22 protein-coding genes are annotated in these 20,848 nt (G+C 68.1%); 14 read left to right on the forward strand and 8 right to left on the reverse strand.

The features are described from left to right. Positions 1-3: 3 nt before the first annotated feature. Positions 4-576: an Ax21 family protein gene (locus VER16_RS04280; protein ID WP_324805645.1), complete on the reverse strand. Its 573-nt coding sequence runs from the start codon at positions 574-576 to the stop codon at positions 4-6. 286 nt (positions 577-862) lie between these two features. Here VER16_RS04280 and VER16_RS04285 point away from each other — a divergent pair, with 286 nt between their 5' ends. Further along, on the forward strand, positions 863-1,222 hold the full coding sequence (locus tag VER16_RS04285; protein WP_324805647.1) for a DUF1428 domain-containing protein: 360 nt from the start codon (positions 863-865) through the stop codon (positions 1,220-1,222). A gap of 30 nt (positions 1,223-1,252) precedes the next feature. On the opposite strand, the gene VER16_RS04290 is transcribed toward VER16_RS04285, so the two are convergent. After that, positions 1,253-1,942 (reverse strand): hypothetical protein, encoded by a 690-nt coding sequence (locus VER16_RS04290; RefSeq protein ID WP_324805649.1) that lies wholly within the window; start codon positions 1,940-1,942, stop codon positions 1,253-1,255. 106 nt (positions 1,943-2,048) lie between these two features. Beyond that, entirely contained in the window at positions 2,049-2,951 is a 903-nt protein-coding gene (locus VER16_RS04295; protein ID WP_324805651.1) for a histone, read from the reverse strand. Between the two features lie 447 nt (positions 2,952-3,398). On the opposite strand from VER16_RS04295, the gene VER16_RS04300 reads away from it, so the two are divergent. From VER16_RS04300 to VER16_RS04340, 9 genes are all read left to right on the forward strand, one after another. Then, positions 3,399-4,832, forward strand: coding sequence for a Do family serine endopeptidase (locus tag VER16_RS04300; protein WP_324805653.1), 1,434 nt, complete (start codon positions 3,399-3,401; stop codon positions 4,830-4,832). Between the two features lie 101 nt (positions 4,833-4,933). Then, positions 4,934-5,296 (forward strand): hypothetical protein, encoded by a 363-nt coding sequence (locus tag VER16_RS04305; RefSeq protein WP_108763771.1) that lies wholly within the window; start codon positions 4,934-4,936, stop codon positions 5,294-5,296. A gap of 8 nt (positions 5,297-5,304) precedes the next feature. After that, positions 5,305-5,775: a phage holin family protein gene (locus tag VER16_RS04310; RefSeq protein WP_313144378.1), complete on the forward strand. Its 471-nt coding sequence runs from the start codon at positions 5,305-5,307 to the stop codon at positions 5,773-5,775. Then, the gene (locus tag VER16_RS04315) at positions 5,772-6,218 is read left to right on the forward strand and encodes a protein sip-5 (protein WP_324805658.1); all 447 of its coding nucleotides are present in this window, start codon (positions 5,772-5,774) and stop codon (positions 6,216-6,218) included. The genes VER16_RS04310 and VER16_RS04315 overlap by 4 nt, the downstream gene beginning before the upstream one ends. Positions 6,219-6,285: 67 nt before the next feature. Further along, positions 6,286-7,392, forward strand: a complete 1,107-nt coding sequence (locus tag VER16_RS04320) for an AI-2E family transporter (protein WP_324805660.1) — start codon at positions 6,286-6,288, stop codon at positions 7,390-7,392. Positions 7,393-7,423: 31 nt separating this feature from the next. Then, positions 7,424-8,146, forward strand: a complete 723-nt coding sequence (locus tag VER16_RS04325) for an HAD family hydrolase (RefSeq protein ID WP_324805661.1) — start codon at positions 7,424-7,426, stop codon at positions 8,144-8,146. 3 nt (positions 8,147-8,149) lie between these two features. Continuing rightward, complete coding sequence (locus VER16_RS04330) at positions 8,150-9,517, forward strand: M17 family metallopeptidase (protein WP_324805662.1); 1,368 nt, start codon at positions 8,150-8,152, stop codon at positions 9,515-9,517. A gap of 150 nt (positions 9,518-9,667) precedes the next feature. Further along, positions 9,668-10,774 (forward strand): catalase family peroxidase, encoded by a 1,107-nt coding sequence (locus VER16_RS04335; protein ID WP_324805664.1) that lies wholly within the window; start codon positions 9,668-9,670, stop codon positions 10,772-10,774. Next, positions 10,771-11,307 carry a cytochrome b gene (locus tag VER16_RS04340; RefSeq protein WP_324805666.1) on the forward strand — a complete coding sequence of 179 codons (537 nt, stop codon included), beginning with the start codon at positions 10,771-10,773 and terminating at the stop codon, positions 11,305-11,307. Before VER16_RS04335 ends, VER16_RS04340 begins: the two co-directional genes overlap by 4 nt. A 91-nt stretch (positions 11,308-11,398) precedes the next feature. Here the strand turns inward: VER16_RS04340 and VER16_RS04345 are convergent, their stop codons facing one another. The 5 genes from VER16_RS04345 to VER16_RS04365 all read right to left on the reverse strand — a co-directional run bounded on the left by VER16_RS04345 (position 11,399) and on the right by VER16_RS04365 (position 15,954). Further along, entirely contained in the window at positions 11,399-12,376 is a 978-nt protein-coding gene (locus VER16_RS04345; protein ID WP_324805668.1) for a hypothetical protein, read from the reverse strand. A 76-nt stretch (positions 12,377-12,452) separates the two neighbouring features. Then, entirely contained in the window at positions 12,453-13,055 is a 603-nt protein-coding gene (locus VER16_RS04350) for a response regulator transcription factor (protein ID WP_324805669.1), read from the reverse strand. Next, the gene (locus tag VER16_RS04355; protein WP_324805671.1) at positions 13,052-14,266 is read right to left on the reverse strand and encodes a sensor histidine kinase; all 1,215 of its coding nucleotides are present in this window, start codon (positions 14,264-14,266) and stop codon (positions 13,052-13,054) included. The genes VER16_RS04350 and VER16_RS04355 overlap by 4 nt, the downstream gene beginning before the upstream one ends. 6 nt (positions 14,267-14,272) lie before the next feature. After that, complete coding sequence (locus VER16_RS04360; protein ID WP_324805673.1) at positions 14,273-15,049, reverse strand: ABC transporter permease; 777 nt, start codon at positions 15,047-15,049, stop codon at positions 14,273-14,275. After that, entirely contained in the window at positions 15,046-15,954 is a 909-nt protein-coding gene (locus tag VER16_RS04365; protein ID WP_324805675.1) for an ABC transporter ATP-binding protein, read from the reverse strand. Before VER16_RS04365 ends, VER16_RS04360 begins: the two co-directional genes overlap by 4 nt. A 204-nt stretch (positions 15,955-16,158) precedes the next feature. Here VER16_RS04365 and VER16_RS04370 point away from each other — a divergent pair, with 204 nt between their 5' ends. From VER16_RS04370 to VER16_RS04385, 4 genes are all read left to right on the forward strand, one after another. Next, positions 16,159-17,409: an efflux RND transporter periplasmic adaptor subunit gene (locus VER16_RS04370; RefSeq protein ID WP_324805677.1), complete on the forward strand. Its 1,251-nt coding sequence runs from the start codon at positions 16,159-16,161 to the stop codon at positions 17,407-17,409. Between the two features lie 105 nt (positions 17,410-17,514). Then, positions 17,515-18,204 (forward strand): ABC transporter ATP-binding protein, encoded by a 690-nt coding sequence (locus VER16_RS04375; RefSeq protein ID WP_324805679.1) that lies wholly within the window; start codon positions 17,515-17,517, stop codon positions 18,202-18,204. Between the two features lie 14 nt (positions 18,205-18,218). Next, the gene (locus VER16_RS04380) at positions 18,219-19,376 is read left to right on the forward strand and encodes an ABC transporter permease (RefSeq protein ID WP_324805681.1); all 1,158 of its coding nucleotides are present in this window, start codon (positions 18,219-18,221) and stop codon (positions 19,374-19,376) included. A gap of 12 nt (positions 19,377-19,388) precedes the next feature. Further along, entirely contained in the window at positions 19,389-20,705 is a 1,317-nt protein-coding gene (locus VER16_RS04385; RefSeq protein WP_324805683.1) for an ABC transporter permease, read from the forward strand. The last annotated feature ends 143 nt before the right edge of the window (positions 20,706-20,848 follow it).

A 20,848-nucleotide genomic window follows, 5' to 3' on the forward strand; every position in this document is an offset into this window, starting at 1 on the left:
CGATTACCAGCTGAAGCGCGGGCCGACGGTGTATTCCTTGTCGCCGTGGCGGTTCATCTTCAGTTCGCCATTCAGGCCCCAGTTCTGGTTCAGCTTGACCTGGCCACCCAGGCGGCCGTACCACTGGCCTTCCGGGTTGATGCCGTGCTTCTTCGAATAATCTTCGTAACCCACCAGGCCGTAGACTTCAGCGTGCGGGCCGAAGGCGGTGCGGATACCGGCTTCAGCGCTGTAGCCGTTGAAATCCAGGCCGTGCTTCGGGTCGAACTTCTGGTATGCGACGCGGGCAACGAAGTCGCTGGACGGTGCGATTTCAACGTTGTAGCCGGCACCGACCTTCCACTGGTCAACCTTCAGGTTGGTGTTGTCGATTTCCTGGCGGCTGTACTCACCGAAGGCATGGAAGTTCGGCAGGAAGCCGTAGGAACCCTTGACGCCCCAACCGTCGGCCTTGACGCCATCAACGTCGGTCTTGGCGTAATCGGCTTCAGCGTAGTTGTAGGACAGGTTCTCGGCGGCCGAGGCAGTGAACGGCAGGGCAGCGGCCAGCGCCAGGGCAATCAGCGAATTCTTCATGGGGGTACACCTTTGCTTTCTTATGTTGTGCAGCAGCGCCGGGGCGCCATCGCATCGGGAATGTAAATTCTGCGTTATCCGGCACAACGCTCCCTGAAAACAGCGGTCTTCGCATTACTGAATTTTTTGCCTTGATTCAGGCACTTTCAGGCATACGCGCGCGGTCGCGAACGCAGCTCCGGCGTGATCGCTGCGTGTTCACTGCACCGTTGTCGATTTCCCCCACGCCGGTTCGTCGGGTCATTGAAGGCCGTGCATGTGGCACGGCCCACCTCGGAGGCAAGCGATGAGTTACATCGATGGTTTCGTCCTGGCGGTGCCTACCGCCAACAAGGAAAAATTCCTCGCCCACGCGCGCAGTGGCGACGTGGTGTTCATCGAATACGGTGCCCTGCGCGTGGTCGAGTGCTGGGGCGATGATGTACCGCACGGCAAGACCACCGACTTCTTCGGTGCGGTGAAAGCCACGCCGGAAGAGACGGTGGTGTTCTCGTGGATCGAATGGCCGGACAAGGCCACCCGCGATGCCGGCATGCAGAAGATGATGGAAGACCCGCGGCTGGATCCGGCGAAGAATCCGATGCCGTTCGACGGTGCGCGGATGATCTACGGCGGCTTTGTTCCGATCTACGAACTGACCGCCTGAGTACCGATGGCCTGGGCCGGGCGCGCGCGCTCAGCGCGCGTCCGTGTCATCACTGCCCGCCGCATGGCCGGCGCCCAGCGCGGCGCCGGCACCCAGGCCCAGGCCGCCCAGGCCGCCGCCCATGCCCCCTCCACCACCGCCGCCGCGGCCGCCCTTGGCATCGCCGTCGTTGCGCGCCTTGCCGCTGCCACCACCGCTGCCACCGGGCCGGGTGGGCCCCTGCGGGGGAATGCGCAGATCGCTTGGGATGGGTGCGAGGTCGAGGGCTTCGCGCACGAAGTCACGCAACGACACCACCAGTTCGTGGGTGTGCACCGGTCGGCCCTGTGCCAGTTCCTCGGCCGCGCGCGCCGCCAGACGCACCTGTTCGTCGGTGCCCAGCAGCAGGATGTCAGACAGGGCCGCTTCCACGGCATCGCGGATGCGCCGGGCACGGTCCGAGCCGGGCTCGGCGATGCCCTGCTCGGCTTCGCGCTGGCGCAGGTCGCGGCGATGGGTGGGGTCCACGCCCAGCTCACCGGTGAACGAACCACCCAGGGTCTTGTAGGCCGCCATCAGCGTGCGCAGGCGTTCGTTGATCTGCCGGTTCTCGCGCTCGCGGCGCTGCTGCAGGGTCTGCATCACCAGCAGGCGGATGCCCACGCCCAGCAGGGTGATGAGGACCAAGCCGGCCAGGGTGGAGAGCACGCCCTGCCAGGAACTGAAATCGATACCGCGCATGCCCGGGGCTCCAGCGGGAAGAACCTGCATCTTGCCGCAAAGCCTGCCCCTGAAACGCGAAAGGCCCTCCCGCCTGAGGGCGGAAGGGCCTTCTGTCACCGCGCGATTACTTGCGCTTGGCGACCTTGCGCACGGCCTTGGCCGGAGCCTTCTTGGCAGCGGCCTTCCTGGCGACGACCTTCTTGGCCGGTGCCTTCTTGGCGGCAACCTTCTTCAGCGGCGCAGCCTTCTTGGCCACGGTCTTGCGGGTGGCGGCGACCTTCTTGCCGACGACCTTCTTGGCAGCGGCGGTCTTCTTGGTTGCAACCTTCCTGGTGGCTGCAACCTTCTTGCCGACGACCTTCTTGGCAGCGGCGGTCTTCTTGGCAACGGTCTTCTTGGCGACGGCAGCCTTCTTGGTGGCGGCCTTCTTCACGGTAGCGGCCTTCTTGCCGGCAACCTTCTTGGCGGCGACGGTCTTCTTGGCCACGGCCTTCTTGGCGGTGGCGACCTTCTTGCCGACCACCTTCTTGGCGGCCGCGGTCTTCTTGGCAACGGTCTTCTTGGCGACGGCAGCCTTCTTGGTGGCGGCCTTCTTCACGGTGGCGACGTTCTTGCCGGCAGCCTTGGTGGCAGCCTTGGTGGTCTTCTTGGCCGCAGCGGCCTTCTTGGTCACAGCCTTGCCGGCAGCAGCCTTCTTCTTGGCCACTTCCTTCTTCAGGGCAGCGGCTTCGGCCTTGGCGTTCTTCTTGGCCGTTTCCAGCTTCTGCTTGGCCTTGGCAACCGTCTTGCCGACCGACTTGGCAGCCTTCTCGGCCTTCTTGGCAACGGTCTTCTCGACCTTGGCCACAGCCTTCTTGGCCTTGGCAACGCGGGTACCGGCAGCCTTGGTGGCGCGCTTGACGGTCTTCTTGACCGACTTCACGGCGTCTTCGGCGGCGTGGGCGATGGTCTCGCCAACGTTGGCGGCGGTTTCTTTAACGTTCTCGACAGCGTCGGTCACGACCGACACACCATTACCGTTGCTCATGTTGCCCTCCTGGGGGCCTGGATTGTCAAAACGGGGCGATGCTATACCGACATTGTCCATCGTGGAACGGGGCGCACAGATTCAATCGCACCGGATGCGACGCAGCTGGTGTAGGCAGCACGCCGCAGCGAACCATGCTGCATTCAGAAAACCCCTTTATTTAAGTGCTGCGCGATGATGGGCGCGTGTTCGCCACTGCCCGGCAGGCGGATCCACATCGCACCGCCACGAGGTGCGCGGCACGCCACATGGCAACGCCAGGATGCGCCGAACTGCGCAAGTATCGGCATGTAACGGCGCACGCCGCCGGCATGCCCGCGAGGTCACCACGCGTGTCGGGCGGCGGTCATTTTTCATGGGCCATTTATCCGGATGGCGACACACTCATTCAGCTTGTTCTACCGTATAGGCCTACGGCCCCACTCCACCGCCTGCGAACCGACTCCCATGCGACCGCTTCCCACCCTGCTCACGCTCGCAATCGCTGCTGCCTTCGGCGGCTTCGTCGCCACCGGCATCAACGCCCATCTGGACAACCGCGCCGATGCAGCGCCGCTGCCCGCCGCGCTGCCGACCAGTGCCGCGTTGCCGGCTGCGGTAGCCGGGCAGGCCGTGCCGTCGCTGGCGCCGATGCTGGAAAAGGCCATGCCGGCCGTGGTCAGCGTCAACACCAAGCAGGTGGTGCGGGTCCGCAATCCGTTCTTCAACGACCCGTTCTTCCGCCGCCTGTTCCCCGACGTGCCGCAGGAACGCATCAACGAATCGCTCGGTTCGGGCGTCATCATCGATGCCAGCGAAGGCCTGGTACTGACCAACCACCACGTCATCGACAACGCCGACGACGTGCAGGTGACCCTGGCCGACGGGCGCACGGTAAAGGCCGAATTCCTCGGTTCGGACCGCGATACCGACATCGCCCTGATCCGCATCCCGGCGCAGAACCTGACCGACATCAAGCTCGGCAACAGCGACCAGCTGCGAGTGGGCGACTTCGTGGTGGCCATCGGCAACCCGTTCGGTTTCAGCCAGACGGTGACCTCGGGCATCGTCTCGGCCGTGGGCCGCAGCGGCATCCGCGGTCTGGGCTACCAGAACTTCATCCAGACCGATGCGTCGATCAACCCGGGCAATTCCGGCGGCGCGCTGGTCAACCTGCAGGGCCAGCTGGTCGGCATCAACACCGCCAGCTTCAATCCGCAGGGCAGCATGGCCGGCAACATCGGCCTGGGCCTGGCCATTCCTTCCAACCTGGCACGCAGCGTGGTCGACCAGCTGGTCAAGCATGGCGTGGTGGTGCGCGGCACGCTGGGCGTGGAAGCGCAGAACCTGAGCGCGCAGATCGCGCAGGGCCTGGGCTTGGGTGAAACGCGCGGTGCGCTGATCACCCGCGTGCTGGCCGGTTCGGCCGCCGCTGCCGCCGGGCTGAAGCCGGGCGACGTGGTGGTGTCGGCCAACGGGCAGCGCGTGGACAGCGCCGAAGCCCTGCACAACGTCGAAGGCCTGGCGGCGGTCGGCAGCGTGCTGGCACTGGATGTGCGCCGCGAAGGCAAGGCGGTGCAGGTCAAGGCCACACTGAAGGAACAGGCACGCTCGGTGACCGGCGACAGCCTGGACCCGCGCCTGACCGGCGCCACCTTTACCGACCTGCCCGAGTCGCTGCGCCAGTCCGGCGTGGGCGGCGTGCTGGTCAGCGAGGTCAAGCGCGGCAGCCGCGCGGCCAGCAACGGCCTGCAGCAGGGCGACATCATCAGCGAGGCCACGGTGGGCGAATTTGCCGACCTGGCCAGCTGGCGTGCCAACTTCCAGCAGCGCCCGGCCAACCTGGTGCTGCGCATCCTGCGCAACAATGGCCAGCAGCAGGGTCAGCTGGTGATGCGCTGATCGCCCCGCCGTAACACCCCCTATACCCGGCCGATGCTATTGCTGTACGTCCCATCGGCCGAACCCTTCGTTCGTCCCCCCATCGCAACAGGAGTGATTCGATGAGCCCCACCAATACCGAGAACCTGAAGGAACACCTGGGTGAAGCCGGTTCCCACCTGAAGCAGGCCGCCAGCGCTGCCGGCGGCGCGATCAAGGGTGCAACCGGCGCCGCCGGTGATGAACTGCGCATCGGCAAGGCCAACGTCAAGGCCGAGCTGTCCGACAGCGCGCTGTCCGGCCTGGCCGCCGCCGAATTCGGTGGCGCCGCTGCCAAGGAACAGGTCGATGCCCTGATGGACAAGGGCAAGGACCTGGTCGACAGCGCCGCCGAGCTGATCCGTGAGCGTCCGCTGGCCTCGTTCGGCGTGGCCTTCGCCGCCGGCTGGCTGATCGCCAAGCTGGCCAGCAGCAGCGACAAGTAAGCCGCGGCGTGAGCGAAGAGACCACGCAAGCACCCGATCCGGCGGCCACCCCGCCGCTGGACGAGAGCATCCGCCAGGTCGGCGCGGCGGGTAAGGCCGCCGCCGATTCGGCGAAGAATTCGCTGCGGACGCTGCGGCGGTTGGCGTCGGCCGACTTCGCCCTGGCCCGCAGTGCATTCGGCCGCGCCCTGGCCTGGGCCGGGGTCGGCATCGTGTTCGGTGCCTCCGCCTGGCTGCTGATGGCCGCCACCCTCATCGCCCTGCTGCAGAGCTGGGGCCTGAGCTGGCTGCAGGCCCTGCTGATCACCTCGCTGCTCAGCCTGGCCGTCACCGGCTACGCCATCTGGCGGGTGTCCTACTTCTTCCACCACACCGGCATGCACGCCACGCGGCGCCAGTTGTCGAAGTTGGGCCTGTTCGACGAGCCCAGCGAAGACGACCCCGATGCCGAGGTGCAGATTCCGGAGGGCAAGCCATGAAGTTCGGCGCGCTGCAGCGGCGGGTCAAGCGCTGCGAACAGGTGATGGCCGTACGCATGGCCGAAACCCAGGACAACTGGACCGTGCTCAGCCAGGTCTGGCGGCAGGGCTGGTCGCCGCTGCGCATCATCACCGTCGGCCTGGCCGGCGGTTTCCTTGCCGGCAAGCTGGAAGTGCCGGGCAAGGTCAACGGCGCACGCTGGCTGCAGATGATCGGTTCGGTATCCAACCTGTTTGCCAGCGGCCAGGCGGCATTTGCCGCCGCGATGGCCGCGCACGCGGCCGATACGGCCGATGAAGCGGCCGACCAGGCCGATGAAGCCGCCGAGCAGATGGCCCCGCAGGCCGCTGCCCGCCCGGCCCCGCGACCGGCCGCCGCCCCGGAACCGGAACTGCGCGAACCGCAGCCGGCCGAAGCGGCCACCGACGTCTCCGAACGTTGACTCGACACTCCCGCCGCGTTGATCGCGGCGGGCGGATAATGGGCCTCCCTTCCCGGTCGGTGCGTCGATGAGCGAGTCCCTGCTGTCCCCTGTGGCCCCCGAACCGGAAAGCAGGGCGCCCCTGCCGCCGCCCTCGCGCCCGCGCGGGCCGATGTCGCTGGTGGTGCTGGCCACCCTGGCCGTGGCCTTCACCCTGTGGGCCGCCCAGGACATCATCCTGCCGGTGCTGCTGGCGATGTTCTTCGCCCTGGTCGGCAACCCGATCCTGCGCTTCCTGCGCCGGCTGTGGATCCCGCGTGCGATCGGTGCGCTGCTGATCCTCGGCACCGGCCTTGGAGTGACCGCCTCGCTCGGCGTGCAGCTGATCGGCCCGGCGATGGATTGGGCACAGGAAGCCCCCCAGCAGCTGCGCAAGGTCGCCCGCCAGGTGCAGGACCTGACCAAGCCGATGCAGCAGGCCAACCAGGCGGCGGAGAACTTCGCGCGCGTCGCCGGTGGCGAGAGCAGCCGCAGGATCCAGGTCATCCGCACGCAGCTGGACGACCCTTATCGTGTACTGACCCGGGCGCCGAAGCTGGCCGCCTCGGTGCTGGCGGTGGTGCTGCTCACCCTGTTCTTCATGATCTATGGCGAGAGCCTGCAGCGCGCGGCCATCGCCCTGTTCCCCAACCGCCAGCAGCAGCGCTTCACCACCGACATCCTGCGTTCGATCGAGCGCGAGGTCTCCCGTTACGTGCTCACCATCAGCGTCATCAACACGCTGGTGGGGCTGGTGTTTGCCGGCGTGCTGATGCTGCTGGGCATCGGCCTGCAGGAGGCCCTGCTGTGGGGCACGGTGGCCGCGCTGCTGAATTTCGCGCCGTACGTGGGCCCGCTGATCGGCGTGGCGACAATGCTGCTGATGGGCTTCGTCGAATTCCGCGATCCGCTGCAGGCGCTGCTGCCGGCCGCTGCCTATCTCGCCCTGCATACGCTGGAAGGCCAGCTGGTGACCCCGATCGTGCTCGGCCGGCAGATGAAGCTGTCGCCGCTGGTGCTGATCCTGGCCCTGATGGTGTTCGGCTGGGCGTGGGGCATGGTCGGCCTGCTGCTGTCGGTGCCGCTGCTGGTCTGCATCAAGCTGGTGCTGGCGCGCCTGGAGGGCATGCAGGGCTGGGCGCGGCTGCTGGAATGAAAGCCCCGGCGGGCAGGCGTAGAATGACCGGGTGAATTTCCCAGTCCAAGCCATCACCCTCGACCTCGACGACACGCTGTGGCCGTTCGCCCCGATCGGCGCCCGCATCGACATGGTCCTGCACGAATGGATGTGCGAGCACAGCCTCGCCACCGCGGCCATGTACCCGGTGGCGGCGATGCGTGAACTGCGCGAGCGCTCCTTCCGCGACAACCCGCAGCTGCACTTCGACCTGAGCGCGCTGCGCCGGCTGACGATCCAGGAGGCGCTGCAGAACAGCGGCGCCAGCCTGGACCTGCTGGAGCCGGCCTATGAAGTGTTCTATGCCGCGCGCAACCAGGTGGAGTGCTATCCCGATGCCCTCGATGCGCTGGCACGCATCGCCGCGCGGGTACCGGTGGCAGCGCTGAGCAACGGCAACGCCGACCTGGAACGGATCGGCCTGTCGCATCTTTTCGCTTTCCAGCTGGGCGCGCGCGAACATGGCGCGGCCAAGCCGGAGCCCAGCATCTTCCATGCCGCCTGCGACCGCCTGGGCGTGGCGCCGGCGCAGGTGCTGCACGTGGGCGACCATATCGAGATGGACGTGGCCGGAGCGATCGCCGCCGGCCTGCGCGGCTGCTGGATCAACCGCGACGCGGCCACCTGGACCCATCCGCAGCTGCAGCCGGACCTGCAGTTCGACACCCTTACCGGCCTGGCCGACTGGTTGGACGCCAACCTCGATGCCGCCGACGAACACCGGAGCAACTGACGCATGAGCGAGATCACCGGCTTCACCGCCACCGCCACCGCCGCACTGCCGCTGCACGTGCTGGACCGCGACCAGTACGCCAGCTGGAAGGCCGCCCAGCCGGCCGCCCAGCAGGCATGGCTGGACGCACAGGGCTTCACCGCTACCGGCCACAGCGTGGCCCTGCTGCCAGGCGAGAACGGCCTGGCCGGTGCGGTGATCGGGGTGGGCGACCGCGCCGATGCCTACGCTTATGCGCATGCCCCGCACGCCCTGCCCGAAGGCAGCGTGTGGCAGCTGGCCACCGAGCTGCCGGCCGCCGAACAGGCGCTGCTGCAGCTGGGCTGGGGCTTGGGCAGCTACCGCTTCGACCGTTACCGCAAGCGCAACCGTGCGCCGGCACAGCTGCTGGCCAGCCCATCGGCAGAAGTGGCCGACCTGATCGCCGCCAGCCTGCGCGTGCGCGACTGGGTCAACACCCCGACCGAGGACATGGGCCCGCAGCAGCTGGAAGACGCCGCGCGTGCGCTGGCTGACGCCCACGGTGCGCAGGTCGAAGCGATCACCGGCGATGAACTGCTGAAGCAGAACTTCCCGGCCATCCACGCGGTGGGCCGCGCCTCGCACCGCGCGCCGCGCCTGATCGTGCTGCGCTGGGGCAAGGACAGCGACCCGGCGCTGGCGCTGGTCGGCAAGGGCGTGTGCTTCGATACCGGCGGCCTGGACATCAAGCCGGCCGACGGCATGCGCAACATGAAGAAGGACATGGGTGGTGCCGCCCACGCGCTGGCCCTGGCCGGGCTGGTGATGGCCCAGCAGCTGCCGGTGCGCCTGACCCTGCTGATTTCGGCGGTGGAAAATGCGATCGGCCCCGATGCCTTCCGCCCGGGCGAGATCATCGCCACGCGCAAGGGCCTGAGCGTCGAGATCGACAACACCGACGCCGAAGGCCGCCTGGTCCTGTGCGACGCGCTGACCTTCGCCGGCGAGCAGAAGCCCGACCTGGTGCTGGACTTCGCCACCCTCACCGGTGCCGCGCGCATCGCCCTGGGCCCGGACCTGCCGGCGCTGTTCAGCAACGATGACACGGTGGCCCAGCAGTGGCTGCAGGCCGGTGATGAAACCCGCGACCCGGTGTGGCGCATGCCGTTGTGGCGCCCGTACCTGCGTTACCTGAGCAGCGGCGTGGCCGACCTGGCCAACGCCGGTTCGCGCATGGCCGGCTCGGTGACCGCCGCGCTGTACCTGGAGCGTTTCCTGGAAAACGGCCAGCGCTGGGCGCACCTGGACGTGTACGCCTGGAACGACGGCGAGCGCCCGGGCCGTCCGGCCGGTGGCGAGGCCCTGGCCCTGCGTTCGGCCTGGGCGATGCTGAAGGCGCGTTACGCCTGATGTGGTCGCCGGGCATGGCCCGGCGCTACCAGCTGCCAGCCCCGACGGGGCTGGCAAATCTGACGAAAAATTGAATTTCGGCCCCGGCCGGGTTCTGCGAGGATGTGCGGGTCGACCACCCACACGATCCGTGAAGGCAGGAACCCGACCATGTCGCTCTTCCGCTACACCCGCGCCGGGCAGACGCCCGGCGCACCGCGCACGCATTCCCCGTTGCCCTGGATCGCCCTGATCGCCCTGATCCTGGGCGGCGTCGCGCTGGCCTTCGCCTGGCTGGCCGGTTGGATCGGCAACCGGCTCACCGCGCAGCGCTTCACCGACACCATCGAAGCGACCGGCCCGGCCCATCCGGGCTTCCGCCGTGCGCACAGCAAGGGCATCTGCGTGAGCGGCTGGTTCGAACCCAGCGCGCAGGCGCCCACCCTGTCCAGCGCGCGGGTGTTCTCGCAGGCGCGCGTGCCGGTGATGGGCCGCCTGTCGATCGGTGGCGGCGACCCGTACGGCGCCGACAACACCGCGCGCGTGCGCAGCATGGCCGTGCAGATGGTCAGCGACGACGGCCAGGAATGGCGCATGGCGATGAACAGCTTCCCGTTCTTCGCCGTGCCCGATGCCGAGGCCTTCTACGAGCAGACCCGCGCCTCCATTCCCGACCCGGCCACCGGCAAGCCCGACCCCCAGAAGATGGCGGCGGTGCTGGCGAAGTACCCCAGCGCGCAGGCCTTCCAGCAGTGGGCCAAGACCGCACCGTGGACCAGCAGCTGGGCCGACACCACCTACAACAGCGTCAACAGCTTCTGGTTCACCAACGCGCAGGGACAGAAGCGCGCCGTGCGCTGGCGCTGGCAGCCGCTGGCACCGGTGGTGGAAATGGACGCGGAAACGCGCAAGCAGGCCAGCGTCGATTTCCTCAGCCAGGAACTGCAGCAGCGCCTGGCCAAGGGCCCAGTGCAGTGGAACCTGGTGGTCAGCACCGCCGCGCCCGGTGATGCCATCGACGATCCGTCGACGCCGTGGCCGGATTCGCGCGAGCAGGTGGTGGCCGGCGTGCTCAGCCTGGACCGCATGCAATCGCAGGAGGAAGGCGCCTGCGGCCAGATCAACTTCGACCCGTTGATCCTGCCCAGCGGCGTGCGCGGCAGTGACGATCCGATCCTGGCCGCGCGCTCGGCCGTGTACTCGCAGTCCTTCAACCGCCGCGAACGCGAACGCGCCGCCGGCAACGTCGAACAGCCAAAGAAGGAGGCCGCACGATGAACACCGGCAACGGCCACTTCAACCTGCTCGCGCGCGTCCTGCACTGGACCATGGCGGTGATGATCCTGGCCATGCTGTTCGTCGGCGTGACCATGGTCGCCTCGCTGCACCTGCGGCCGATGCTGATCGACCTGCACCGCCCGCTGGGCATCGCCATCCTCGTGCTGGTGCTGCTGCGGCTGTACAACCGCCTGCGCCATCGCCCGCCCCCGCTGCCGGCCGACCTGCCGGCGTGGCAGGCACTGGCGGCGAAGGCATCGCACTGGATGCTGTACGGGCTGATGCTGGCGATGCCACTGATCGGCTGGGCGATGCTGTCGGCCGGCGGGTACCCGATCACCCTGTGGGGCGGCCTGCACCTGCCACCGATCGTGCCACACACCCCGGCGCTGTATGCCGCCCTGCGCAACGCGCACAGCCTGCTGGCGTATGTGTTGTTCGCCACGGTGCTGATGCACGTGGGCGCGGCGCTGTTCCACCTGTGGGTGCGCCGCGATGGCGTGTTCCAGGCGATGGCGCGCGGGAAGGACTGAAGGTAGCGCCGGGCAATGCCCGGCGGATCGTTTCCGCGCGCCCACAGGCGAGGATCAAGAGCCGCCGCTTCGCTCGCCGGGAGGCCCCGCGCTACCGGCCCGGAACACCTTCGCCGCTGAACTGTTCGACCAGGGCGCGATAGCGCTGCGCATGTTGCCCGCATCTGGCCAGTACGTTGGCCGATCTGCCCTGGGCCATGCGCTCGCCCTTGCCCAGCAGGTAGGCACTGTCGGCCAGATGCTCGCGGCGGCGGCCCTGCGCATCCACCCAGAATCCCGGCACGGCCAGGAAGGCCTCCAGTGGCAACGCAGCGACATCCTCGCGCGGGTCGATGACGCGCTGTATCTCGCCGCAGAGTACGAACGGCTCGCGCACCGCACCCTCGACCCCGGGCAGCCACGCCTGGATGCGCGCGAAATCCTCCAGCGGCAGCTCGGACATGCTGAAGTGCACCTTGCGCAGCTTGGGCACGCGCAGCAGTGTGCCGGGCAGGACGGACACCAAGGGACTGCGGAACCAGGTGATGCTCACCGCCTCCAGCGCAGGCAGTTGCGCCAGGAAACCCGGATCGGCAACCGGCTGGTTCCAGTCCAGCGTGCCCATCACGGTCAGGCTGCGCAACGCGGGCGCGCCGGCCAGACCGGAAAAATCACTGACCCGGCGCAGGTTCTCCAGATGCAGCGCGCGCAGCGCCGGCAGGCGCCCCACGGGCGAAAGATCATTGAACCCCGACACGTACTCCAGCACCAGCTCGCGCAGGGCCGACAGGCCCTCCAGCATCGCCAGCGATGCCGGACGCGCATGACTGATGCGCAACGCGGTCAGCTGCGGCATCCGGGCCAGCGCAAGAAGCTGGTCCTGGCTGGGTTCGTGCAGGGTCAGTTCGCGCAACTGCGACAACTGCAGCATCCGCTGCCAGTTGCGATCACCCGCGGTGACGGTCAGACGCTCGGTGTCCTCCGGTACGCCGGCCAGGTCATCGACATGGCAGGACCAGCGCTGCGCGTTCGGCGTGATGGTAAAGGTATCGCCGGTGCGATCCAGGACATCGGCAAAGTGATGTTTCAAGGTGAAAGCCCCATCCATGAGAGGACCAAGAGTACGGCAGCAGGCGCAGCCGCTGTGCCCGCCGGGCACCGCGCGCCTACAACCAGCCCTTCTGCCTCGCCAGCCGGTAGGCCTCGATGCGGTTGGCCACGCCCAGCTTGCCGATGCACTCGGACAGGTAATTGCGTACCGTGCCGTGCGACAGCCCCAGCTGCTCGGCAATCTCGCTGGCCGTGCGGCCCTCGCCGGCCAGGCGCAGCACGCGGCGTTCGCGGTCGGTCAGCGGGTCGGCCTGCGACCACGCGTCCATCGCCAGCTGCGGATCGATCGCACGGATACCCTGCTGCACCTTGCGCAGCGCGTCGGCCAGGTTCTCGGCCGGGGCGTCCTTCAACAGGTAACCCAGCACCCCGGCTTCCAGCGCGCGGCGCAGGAAACCGGCACGGGCGAAGGTGGTCACGATGACGACCCTGATCGGCAGTTCGTGGCGGGCGATGCGCTGGGCCAGTTCCAGGCCGGTCAGGCCGGGCATCTCGATGTCGGTCACCAGGATGTCCGGCTGCAGCTGCTGCAGCATGCGCCAGGCGGTTTCGCCGTCGGCGGCACTGCCCAGCACCTCGATGTCCGGCTCCAGGCCCAGCAGCGCCGACAGCGCGCCGCGCACCATGGCCTGGTCCTCGGCCAGCAGGATGCGGATCATGCTGCACCGTCCTGTGCCAGCGAGGCCGGCGGGACCGGAGTGGTGGCCGCTGCCAGCGGCACGCGCACGCTCAACACGGTGCCCTCGCCCCTGCCCGACTGCAGCTGCAGCTGGCCGCCCAGCGCGGTCACGCGCTCGCGCATGCCGCACAGGCCATTGCCCTCGGTCTGCAGGCCGCCCCGTCCGTCATCGCGTATCTGCATCACCAGCTGCCGTCCTTCCTGCAAGAATTCCACCCGCGCCTGGGTCGCCTGTGCGTGCCGCACGATGTTGGTGGCCGCCTCGCGCAGCACCAGGGCCAGGCCGCGCTCCACCTCCACCGGCATCGGTGGCGGTACCGTGTAGTGCAGGTGCACCTGCTGGCATTCCAGCAGCAGCCGCGCCGAGGCCAGCTCGCCGGCCAGGTCGCTGGCGCGGATGCCGGTGACCGCACTGCGCACCTGCGCCAATGCTTCGCGGGCGATGGCCTCGGCCTCGCCGATTTCCTGCCGTGCACGCGGGTCATCGCGGTCGTACAGCTTGCGCGCCAGTTCCAGCTTCAACGTGATCAACGACAGCGTGTGGCCGAGCAGATCGTGCAGATCACGACCGATGCGCTCGCGCTCGGCCGTGGTCGCCAACCGGCGTACTTCTTCCTGCGACAACTGCAGGGCCACGTCGCGCTGCTGGCTCAACGCCTCCACGTTCACCACCAGGCCGACGATGAAGGACACTGCCGGCATCCACACCAGCGCCTGCCACGGGTAACCGAAGTAAAGCGCGGCCGAACAGAACAGGAGGTTCAAGCCAGTCAGCTGCAGCAGGTACATCCACCAGCCACTGCGCCCGCTCATGCGCATCAGCACGCAGCCGAACACGAAGTAGCTCAGGCCGGACGGGTACCAGGGCAGCAGTACCAGCGACAGCGCGATCATCGCCAGGGCATAGCGCGGGCCGTGGTGGCGCGGCGCCAGCATCACCCGCGCATACAGGAACAGGAACAGCGGATAGCTGGCCAGGGTGAGGAACAACCAGCGCAGGGTGAAGCCATTGCCCAGCGCGGGCGTCAGGAATATCCACACCGACCACAGCAGATGGATCGCACCGCTCCACGGTGATTTGCCGCGCCGCAACTGATCGGCCACGGCCGAATCCGGCGCGGGGCGCAGCAGGGAGGCAAGCCAGCTCGACGACACGGGCGGATCCAGGCGGGGACGTTCGCTGCCGATCATGCCAGTTCAGCCGACCCGGCGCAGGCGACGACGCGCCAGCAGCAGCGCCACCACGGTCACGCCCAGCAGCACCAGCAGATGCCCGGCGAGGCTGCCGGCCGCAGGCAGCCCGACCACCGGCAGCGCCAGCTGCGCCAGGTGCCAGGTCGGCCACAGCGGCGCCATCGTCGAGAACAGCTTGGGCAGCGCCGACAGCGGCAACCACAGGCCCGAGAGCAGGGCCAGCGGCAGGTACACCAGGTTGACCATCGCCGGTGCCGCGCTGGCGCTGGCATGGCTGCCGATGAGCAGGCCGATGGCGCCCAGCGGCAGGGCCGCCAGTGCGGCCACGGCCATCAGCTGCAGGATCTGCTGCGCCTGCAGCTGCACACCGCCGAAGGTGCAGGCCACGGTAACCAGCAGGCCCGCCACCAGCAGTGCGAACAGCACCGCCATCGCCAGCCGTGCCAGCAGCGGTGCCGCCGCTGGCATTGGCAGCGCGCGCTTCAGGGTCAGCAGGCCGCCTTCACGATCCAGTGCCAGCTGCACGCCGAAACCAAACAGCGCCGGTGCCATCGCACCGAACACACAGTAAGTCGCCAGCAGGTACAACGGCGCATGACCGCGCCCCAGCAGCACGCCGAACAGCAGGTAGAACAGCACCGGGAACAGCAGCGATGGCACCGCGAAGGCAGGGGTGCGCCAGGCGCGGCGCAGTTCAGCCTGCAGCTCGGCGAAGTAAGGGCGCAGGGCGGCACGCAGGGGCGCACGCGGCGCAGCGAGGGAACGGGTCACGGTGTTCATGCAGCCTCCCGGGTCATGTCGAGGAAGGCGTCGGCCAGCGCCGCGCCCTGTACTTCCAGATCCTGCAGCTGTGCATCGGCGCCCAGCAGGCGCGCCACCACCGGTTCGGCCGGGCTGGCCAGCAGCTGCAGATGCGCACCGTCGCGCTGCACCTGCTGCACGCCCGGCCAGCGCTGCACGTCTTCCACCGCCAGGCTGCTGCGGCAGCGGATGCGCCGCGGCCGGTCGGCCAGGCGCAGCGCGGCCAGCGGCGCATCGGCCAGCACGCGGCCCTGTTCCAGCACCACCACCTGCTGCGCCAGCGCTTCGGCTTCCTCCAGGTAATGGGTGGTCAGCAGCACGCCGCAGCCTTCGGCCACCAGCTGCCGGATCGCCTGCCACATCACCTGCCGCGCCTGGATGTCCAGGCCGGTGGTGGGTTCATCCAGGAACAGCACGCGCGGGCGGCCGCACAGGGCGATGGCGAACTGCACCGTGCGCTGCTGGCCGCCGGACAACTGCCCGTAACGACGGCGGGCGAGATCCTGCAGGCCGGTGCGCTGCAGCACTTCGGCCAGCGGCATCGGATCGGGGTAGCAGGCGCTGGCCTGCGCCACCAGTTCATCCACCTGCAGCATCGGCGGCAGGCTGGTGCTCTGCAGCATCACGCCCAGGCCCACGCGGCTGGCGCGCTGCTGCGGGTCGCCCCCGAGCAGTTCGACTTGGCCCGCATCGGCACGGCGCAGGCCCAGCAGCACGCTGATCGCGGTACTCTTGCCAGCACCGTTGCGGCCCAGCAGGGCCAGGACCTGGCCGGCATGCACCTGCAGGTCGATGCCCTGCAGCGCGGCATGGCCGGCGTAATGCACCTGCACCCGGTGCAGGCGGGCCAGCGTGGCGGTGGTGGGGGCTGCGGTCGAATCCATCGGTGCGGTACCGGTAGCGGGGACGTTGCCATCCTGTGCCGCCCCGGTCACATTTCGCAGTGGCCGCCGTCATCACCATGGGGTGACAGCTGTCACTGCCATCCCGCCCCGTGCCACCTGCATGCTGTGCCGCACGCTCTGCCACCGGAACCGCTGCTGTCGCCCTTCCGGTCATATCCGCCCGAACGCCTGTGATGGAACGCAATGAACGCTTCTGCCGAGCTGTTGAAGGAACTCCGTATCGACCGCAGGAACCCGCCGCCGTCCTCCGGGAATGGACCGGGCGGCCGCCGCTGGCTGTGGATCGCCCTGGTCGTCATCGTGCTGCTGCTCGCCGGCGGCGCCTTCCTGCTGTTCGGCCGCGAGCCAGCGCCTGAAGTCGAGACCGCACCGGCGGTAGCCATCCAGCAGGGCAATGCCAGCAGTTCGGTGCTTGATGCCAGCGGCTACGTGGTGGCGCGGCGCATGGCCACGGTGTCGGCCAAGATCACCGGCAAGGTGCGCGAGGTGATGATCGAGGAAGGCATGCGGGTGGAGGCCGGCCAGATCATGGCCACGCTGGATCCGATCGACGCCGATGCACAGCGCAGCCTGTCCGCCTCGCAGGTGCAGGCCGCACGTGCGCAGCTGGCCGGCCTGCAGGCGCAGCAGCGCCAGGCCGCCGCCGAAGCCAGCCGCCTGCAGGCGCTGGTCGGCCAGCAGCTGGTTTCGCGTTCGCAGTACGACCAGGCCGTGGCCCAGCGTGACAGCATCCGCGCCCAGCTCGATACTGCCCAGCGCAACGTCAAGGTGGCCAGCGACCAGCTCGCCATCGCTGATCTGGGCGTGGACAACAACATCGTGCGCGCGCCGTTCTCCGGCGTGGTCACCGCCAAGGCGGCGCAGCCGGGCGAGATCGTTTCGCCGCTGTCGGCCGGCGGCGGCTTCACCCGCACCGGCATCGGCACCATCGTCGACATGGATTCGCTGGAGATCGAAGTGGAAGTGGGCGAGGCCTTCATCGGCCGCGTGCAGCCGAAGATGCCGGTGGAAGCCACGCTCAACGCCTACCCGGAATGGAAGATTCCCGGCGAGGTGATCGCCATCATCCCGACCGCCGACCGCGGCAAGGCCACGGTGAAAGTGCGCGTGGCGCTGAACGTGAAGGATCCGCGCATCGTGCCGGAAATGGGTGTACGGGTCAGCTTCCTGGAACAGGCACCGCCGCAGGCCGCTGCCAGCACGCCGCAGGGGGTGCGCGTACCGGCCACCGCCGTGGTCGAGCGCGATGGCGCCAGCGTGGCCTTCGTGCTGGGCGATGCCGACCGCGTGCAGCAGCGCGCCGTGCAGGCCGGCCAGGCGATGGGCAAGGACCGCCAGCTGCTGAAGGGCGTGAGTGCGGGCGAAAGCGTGGTGGTCAGCCCACCGGACACCCTGCGCGATGGCGCCAAGGTGCAACTGAAACAAGCGCAGTAGCGGCCTGGCGCCCCCGAGGGCGCCGCCGGCAGCACCGTTCCATGCATGCCCTCCGGCCCGTGGCCGGCGCGCGTTCCCGTGTCCCACCTTTCGTGGAGAACCCTGATGTCGACCCTGGTTTCACTGCGCAACATCACCAAGACCTACCAGCGCGGTCCGGAAGAAGTGCAGGTGCTGCACGGCATTGACCTGGACATCGCGCGCGGCGACTTCGTCGCGCTGATGGGCCCGTCCGGTTCGGGCAAGACCACCCTGCTCAACCTGATCGGTGGCCTGGACAACCCCAGTGGCGGCGAGATCAGCATCGAAGGCGAGCGCATCGACCAGATGAGCGGCGGCCAGCTGTCAACCTGGCGCAGCCACCACGTCGGCTTCGTGTTCCAGTTCTACAACCTGATGCCGATGCTGACCGCGCAGAAGAACGTGGAACTGCCGCTGCTGCTGACCCACCTCGGCGCCGCACAGCGCAGGCGCAATGCCGAGATCGCGCTGACCCTGGTCGGCCTGGCCGACCGCCGCAGCCACCGCCCCAACGAACTGTCCGGCGGCCAGCAGCAGCGCGTGGCCATCGCCCGCGCCATCGTTTCCGACCCGACCTTCCTGATCTGCGACGAGCCCACCGGCGACCTCGACCGGCAGTCGGCCGAGGAAATCCTTGGGTTGCTGCAGCAGCTCAACCGCGAACACGGCAAGACCATCATCATGGTCACCCATGACCCGAAGGCCGCCGAGTACGCCACCCACACGGTGCACCTGGACAAGGGCGAGCTGGCCGACGCCCCGCTGGCCCACTGACGGAGGCTGCGGCGATGAAATACTTTTCCCTGGTCTGGGCGCAGCTGTTCCGCAGCCGCACCCGGACCCTGCTGACCCTGCTTTCGGTGGTCGCGGCGTTCCTGCTGTTCGGCATGCTCGATTCGGTACGCGTGGCGTTCAACTCCGGCGGCAGCGTGGAAGGTGCCAACCGCCTGGTCACCGCCTCGCGCCTGTCGATCACCCAGTCGCTGCCGATCCGCCTGGAAACGCAGATCCGCCAGGTTGATGGCGTGCGCGACGTGGCCTACGGCATGTGGTTCGGCGGCATCTACCAGGACCCGAAGAACTTCTTCCCGAATTTCTCGGTGTCGCCCAACTACTTCGATGTCTACCGTGAACTGCAGATCGACCCGGCACAGCTGGAAGACTGGAAGCAGACCCGCACCGGCGCCATCGTCGGCGAGACCCTGGCCAACCAGTTCGGCTGGAAGATCGGCGACACCATTCCGTTGCAGGCGACCATCTTCCCGCGCGGCGGCAGCAATGACTGGCCGCTGGAACTGAAGGGCATCTTCCGCTCCAAGGACCGCGCACAGGCCGGCAACGAAGAACGCCAGCTGATGATGAACTGGAAGTACTTCGACGAATCCAACGACTACATCAAGAACCAGGTGAGCTGGTACACGATCACCCTGGACAACCCCGACCATGCCTCGCGCGTGGCGCAGGCCATCGATGCGATCTCGGCCAACTCCGACCACGAGACCAAGACCCAGACCGAGTCCGCGTTCCAGCAAGCCTTCGTCAAGCAGTTCGCGGACATCGGCATGATCGTCACCTCGATCATGGGCGCGGTGTTCTTCACCCTGCTGCTGCTGACCGGCAACACCATGGCCCAGGCCGTGCGCGAGCGCATTCCCGAACTGGCCACGCTGAAGACACTGGGCTTCAAGGACAGCACCGTGCTGACGCTGGTGATGGTCGAGTCGGTGCTGCTGATCGGCCTCGGCGGCCTGATCGGCATGGGCCTGGCCGCGCTGGTGCTGCCGGCCATCGCACCGAAAAGCATGGGCATGCTGCCGCCGCACGTACCCACGCCCACCTGGCTGGTGGGCGTGGGCCTGATCGTGGTGATCGGCATCGTGGTCGGGCTGCTGCCCGCGCTGCGCGCCAAGCGCCTGAAGATCGTCGATGCGCTGGCTGGCCGCTGAGGAGGATTCCCGATGAACAGGATCAAGACGTGGTTGGGCAATGCGCTGACCGTGCTGCTGCTGGCGGTGGGCCTGGTGCTGTGGATCGGCCTGCCGTGGGTCGGGGTGCTGGCCGTGGCGGTGCTGGTGGCGCTGTGGCTGCTGCTGACCCGCAGCGGCCGACTGGCGCTGGCGGCCACCCGCATCGGCATCGCCAGCCTGCCGCAGCGCTGGGGTGCCTCCTCGGTGATCGTGGTGGGCATTGCCGGCGTGGTCGGCGTGCTCGTGGCGATGCTGGCCATGGGCGAAGGCTTCCAGGCCACACTCAACAACACCGGTGATGACACCACCGCCATCGTGCTGCGCGGTGGTTCGCAGGCCGAGACCAATTCGGTCATCACCCGCGAGCAGGTGCCGATGCTGTCCACCCTGCCCGGCATCAGCCGCGATGGCGAAGGCCGACCGCTGCTGTCACCGGAGCTGTCGCAGGTGGTGAACCTGGTCTCCAAGGCCGACGGCACCGACGTCAACGCGCAGTTCCGCGGCGTCGGCCCGCAGGCGTGGGCGGTGCATGACAAGGTGAAGATCGTGCAGGGCCGCAGGTTCGGCACCGGCCTACGCGAGATCGTGGTCGGCCAGGGCGCACAGGGACAGTTCCGTAACCTTGAGGTCGGCAGGACGCTGACCCTGGGCAACCAGGCCTGGACCGTGGTCGGCGTGTTCGCCTCCGGTGATGCGCACGATTCGGAAATGTGGACCGATGCCGATACGCTGGCCACCACCTACCAGCGCAGTGCGTGGCAGTCGATCAGCGTGCGTACTGATGGCAAGCCTGGCTTCGAGCAGTTCAAGGCGGCCGTGGCGGCCGATCCGCGCCTGAAGCTGGACGTGGAAACCACGCGTGCGTACTACAGCAAGCAGGGCGGCGGCCTGACCAAGCTGATCGACATCCTGGGCAAGGTGATCGGTACGATCATGGCGGTGGGCGCGGTCTTCGGTGCGCTCAACACCATGTACGCCGCGGTCGCCACGCGTGCGCGCGAGATTGCGACCATGCGTGCGATCGGGTTCCGCGGCCTGCCGGTGGTGACCGCGGTGATGCTGGAAACCATGCTGCTGGCGCTGCTGGGCGGGTTGCTGGGTTGTGCGGTGGCCTGGCTGCTGTTCAACGGTTACAGCGTGTCCACCATCGGCAGCAACTTCAGCGCGGTGGTGTTCAAGTTCCATGTCTCACCGGAACTGCTGTGGAATGGCCTGAAGTGGGCACTGGGCATCGGCCTGGTCGGCGGCCTGTTCCCGGCACTGCGCGCGGCGCGCCTGCCGATCACCACGGCGTTGCGCGAGACCTGAACAACGCGCCCGTGCGTGGAGTGATGGGTGTGGAGGGCGGAGCGAAGGCTTCGCCCTTTTTTTGCCGGCGCGTCATCCGCGCATGGCGTGGATCTACTGATGTGGCGCCATCCACGCATGGCGTGGATCTACTGGAGTCATTC

The organism is Stenotrophomonas sp. (assembly GCF_035634915.1).
In the GTDB taxonomy this organism is placed as follows: Bacteria; Pseudomonadota; Gammaproteobacteria; order Xanthomonadales; family Xanthomonadaceae; genus Stenotrophomonas.

Bases quoted from the DNA above. Each gene is read 5' to 3' on its own strand.
- VER16_RS04375 (WP_324805679.1), top strand. From the start codon at position 17,515: ATGTCGACCCTGGTTTCACTGCGCAACATCACCAAGACCTACCAGCGC.
- VER16_RS04380 (WP_324805681.1), top strand. From the start codon at position 18,219: ATGAAATACTTTTCCCTGGTCTGGGCGCAGCTGTTCCGCAGCCGCACC.
- VER16_RS04295 (WP_324805651.1), bottom strand. From the start codon at position 2,951: ATGAGCAACGGTAATGGTGTGTCGGTCGTGACCGACGCTGTCGAGAAC.
- VER16_RS04285 (WP_324805647.1), top strand. From the start codon at position 863: ATGAGTTACATCGATGGTTTCGTCCTGGCGGTGCCTACCGCCAACAAG.
- VER16_RS04370 (WP_324805677.1), top strand. From the start codon at position 16,159: ATGAACGCTTCTGCCGAGCTGTTGAAGGAACTCCGTATCGACCGCAGG.
- VER16_RS04350 (WP_324805669.1), bottom strand. From the start codon at position 13,055: ATGATCCGCATCCTGCTGGCCGAGGACCAGGCCATGGTGCGCGGCGCG.
- VER16_RS04335 (WP_324805664.1), top strand. From the start codon at position 9,668: ATGTCGCTCTTCCGCTACACCCGCGCCGGGCAGACGCCCGGCGCACCG.
- VER16_RS04385 (WP_324805683.1), top strand. From the start codon at position 19,389: ATGAACAGGATCAAGACGTGGTTGGGCAATGCGCTGACCGTGCTGCTG.
- VER16_RS04320 (WP_324805660.1), top strand. From the start codon at position 6,286: ATGAGCGAGTCCCTGCTGTCCCCTGTGGCCCCCGAACCGGAAAGCAGG.
- VER16_RS04340 (WP_324805666.1), top strand. From the start codon at position 10,771: ATGAACACCGGCAACGGCCACTTCAACCTGCTCGCGCGCGTCCTGCAC.
- VER16_RS04330 (WP_324805662.1), top strand. From the start codon at position 8,150: ATGAGCGAGATCACCGGCTTCACCGCCACCGCCACCGCCGCACTGCCG.
- VER16_RS04290 (WP_324805649.1), bottom strand. From the start codon at position 1,942: ATGCGCGGTATCGATTTCAGTTCCTGGCAGGGCGTGCTCTCCACCCTG.
- VER16_RS04355 (WP_324805671.1), bottom strand. From the start codon at position 14,266: ATGATCGGCAGCGAACGTCCCCGCCTGGATCCGCCCGTGTCGTCGAGC.
- VER16_RS04315 (WP_324805658.1), top strand. From the start codon at position 5,772: ATGAAGTTCGGCGCGCTGCAGCGGCGGGTCAAGCGCTGCGAACAGGTG.
- VER16_RS04280 (WP_324805645.1), bottom strand. From the start codon at position 576: ATGAAGAATTCGCTGATTGCCCTGGCGCTGGCCGCTGCCCTGCCGTTC.
- VER16_RS04365 (WP_324805675.1), bottom strand. From the start codon at position 15,954: ATGGATTCGACCGCAGCCCCCACCACCGCCACGCTGGCCCGCCTGCAC.
- VER16_RS04305 (WP_108763771.1), top strand. From the start codon at position 4,934: ATGAGCCCCACCAATACCGAGAACCTGAAGGAACACCTGGGTGAAGCC.
- VER16_RS04360 (WP_324805673.1), bottom strand. From the start codon at position 15,049: ATGAACACCGTGACCCGTTCCCTCGCTGCGCCGCGTGCGCCCCTGCGT.
- VER16_RS04300 (WP_324805653.1), top strand. From the start codon at position 3,399: ATGCGACCGCTTCCCACCCTGCTCACGCTCGCAATCGCTGCTGCCTTC.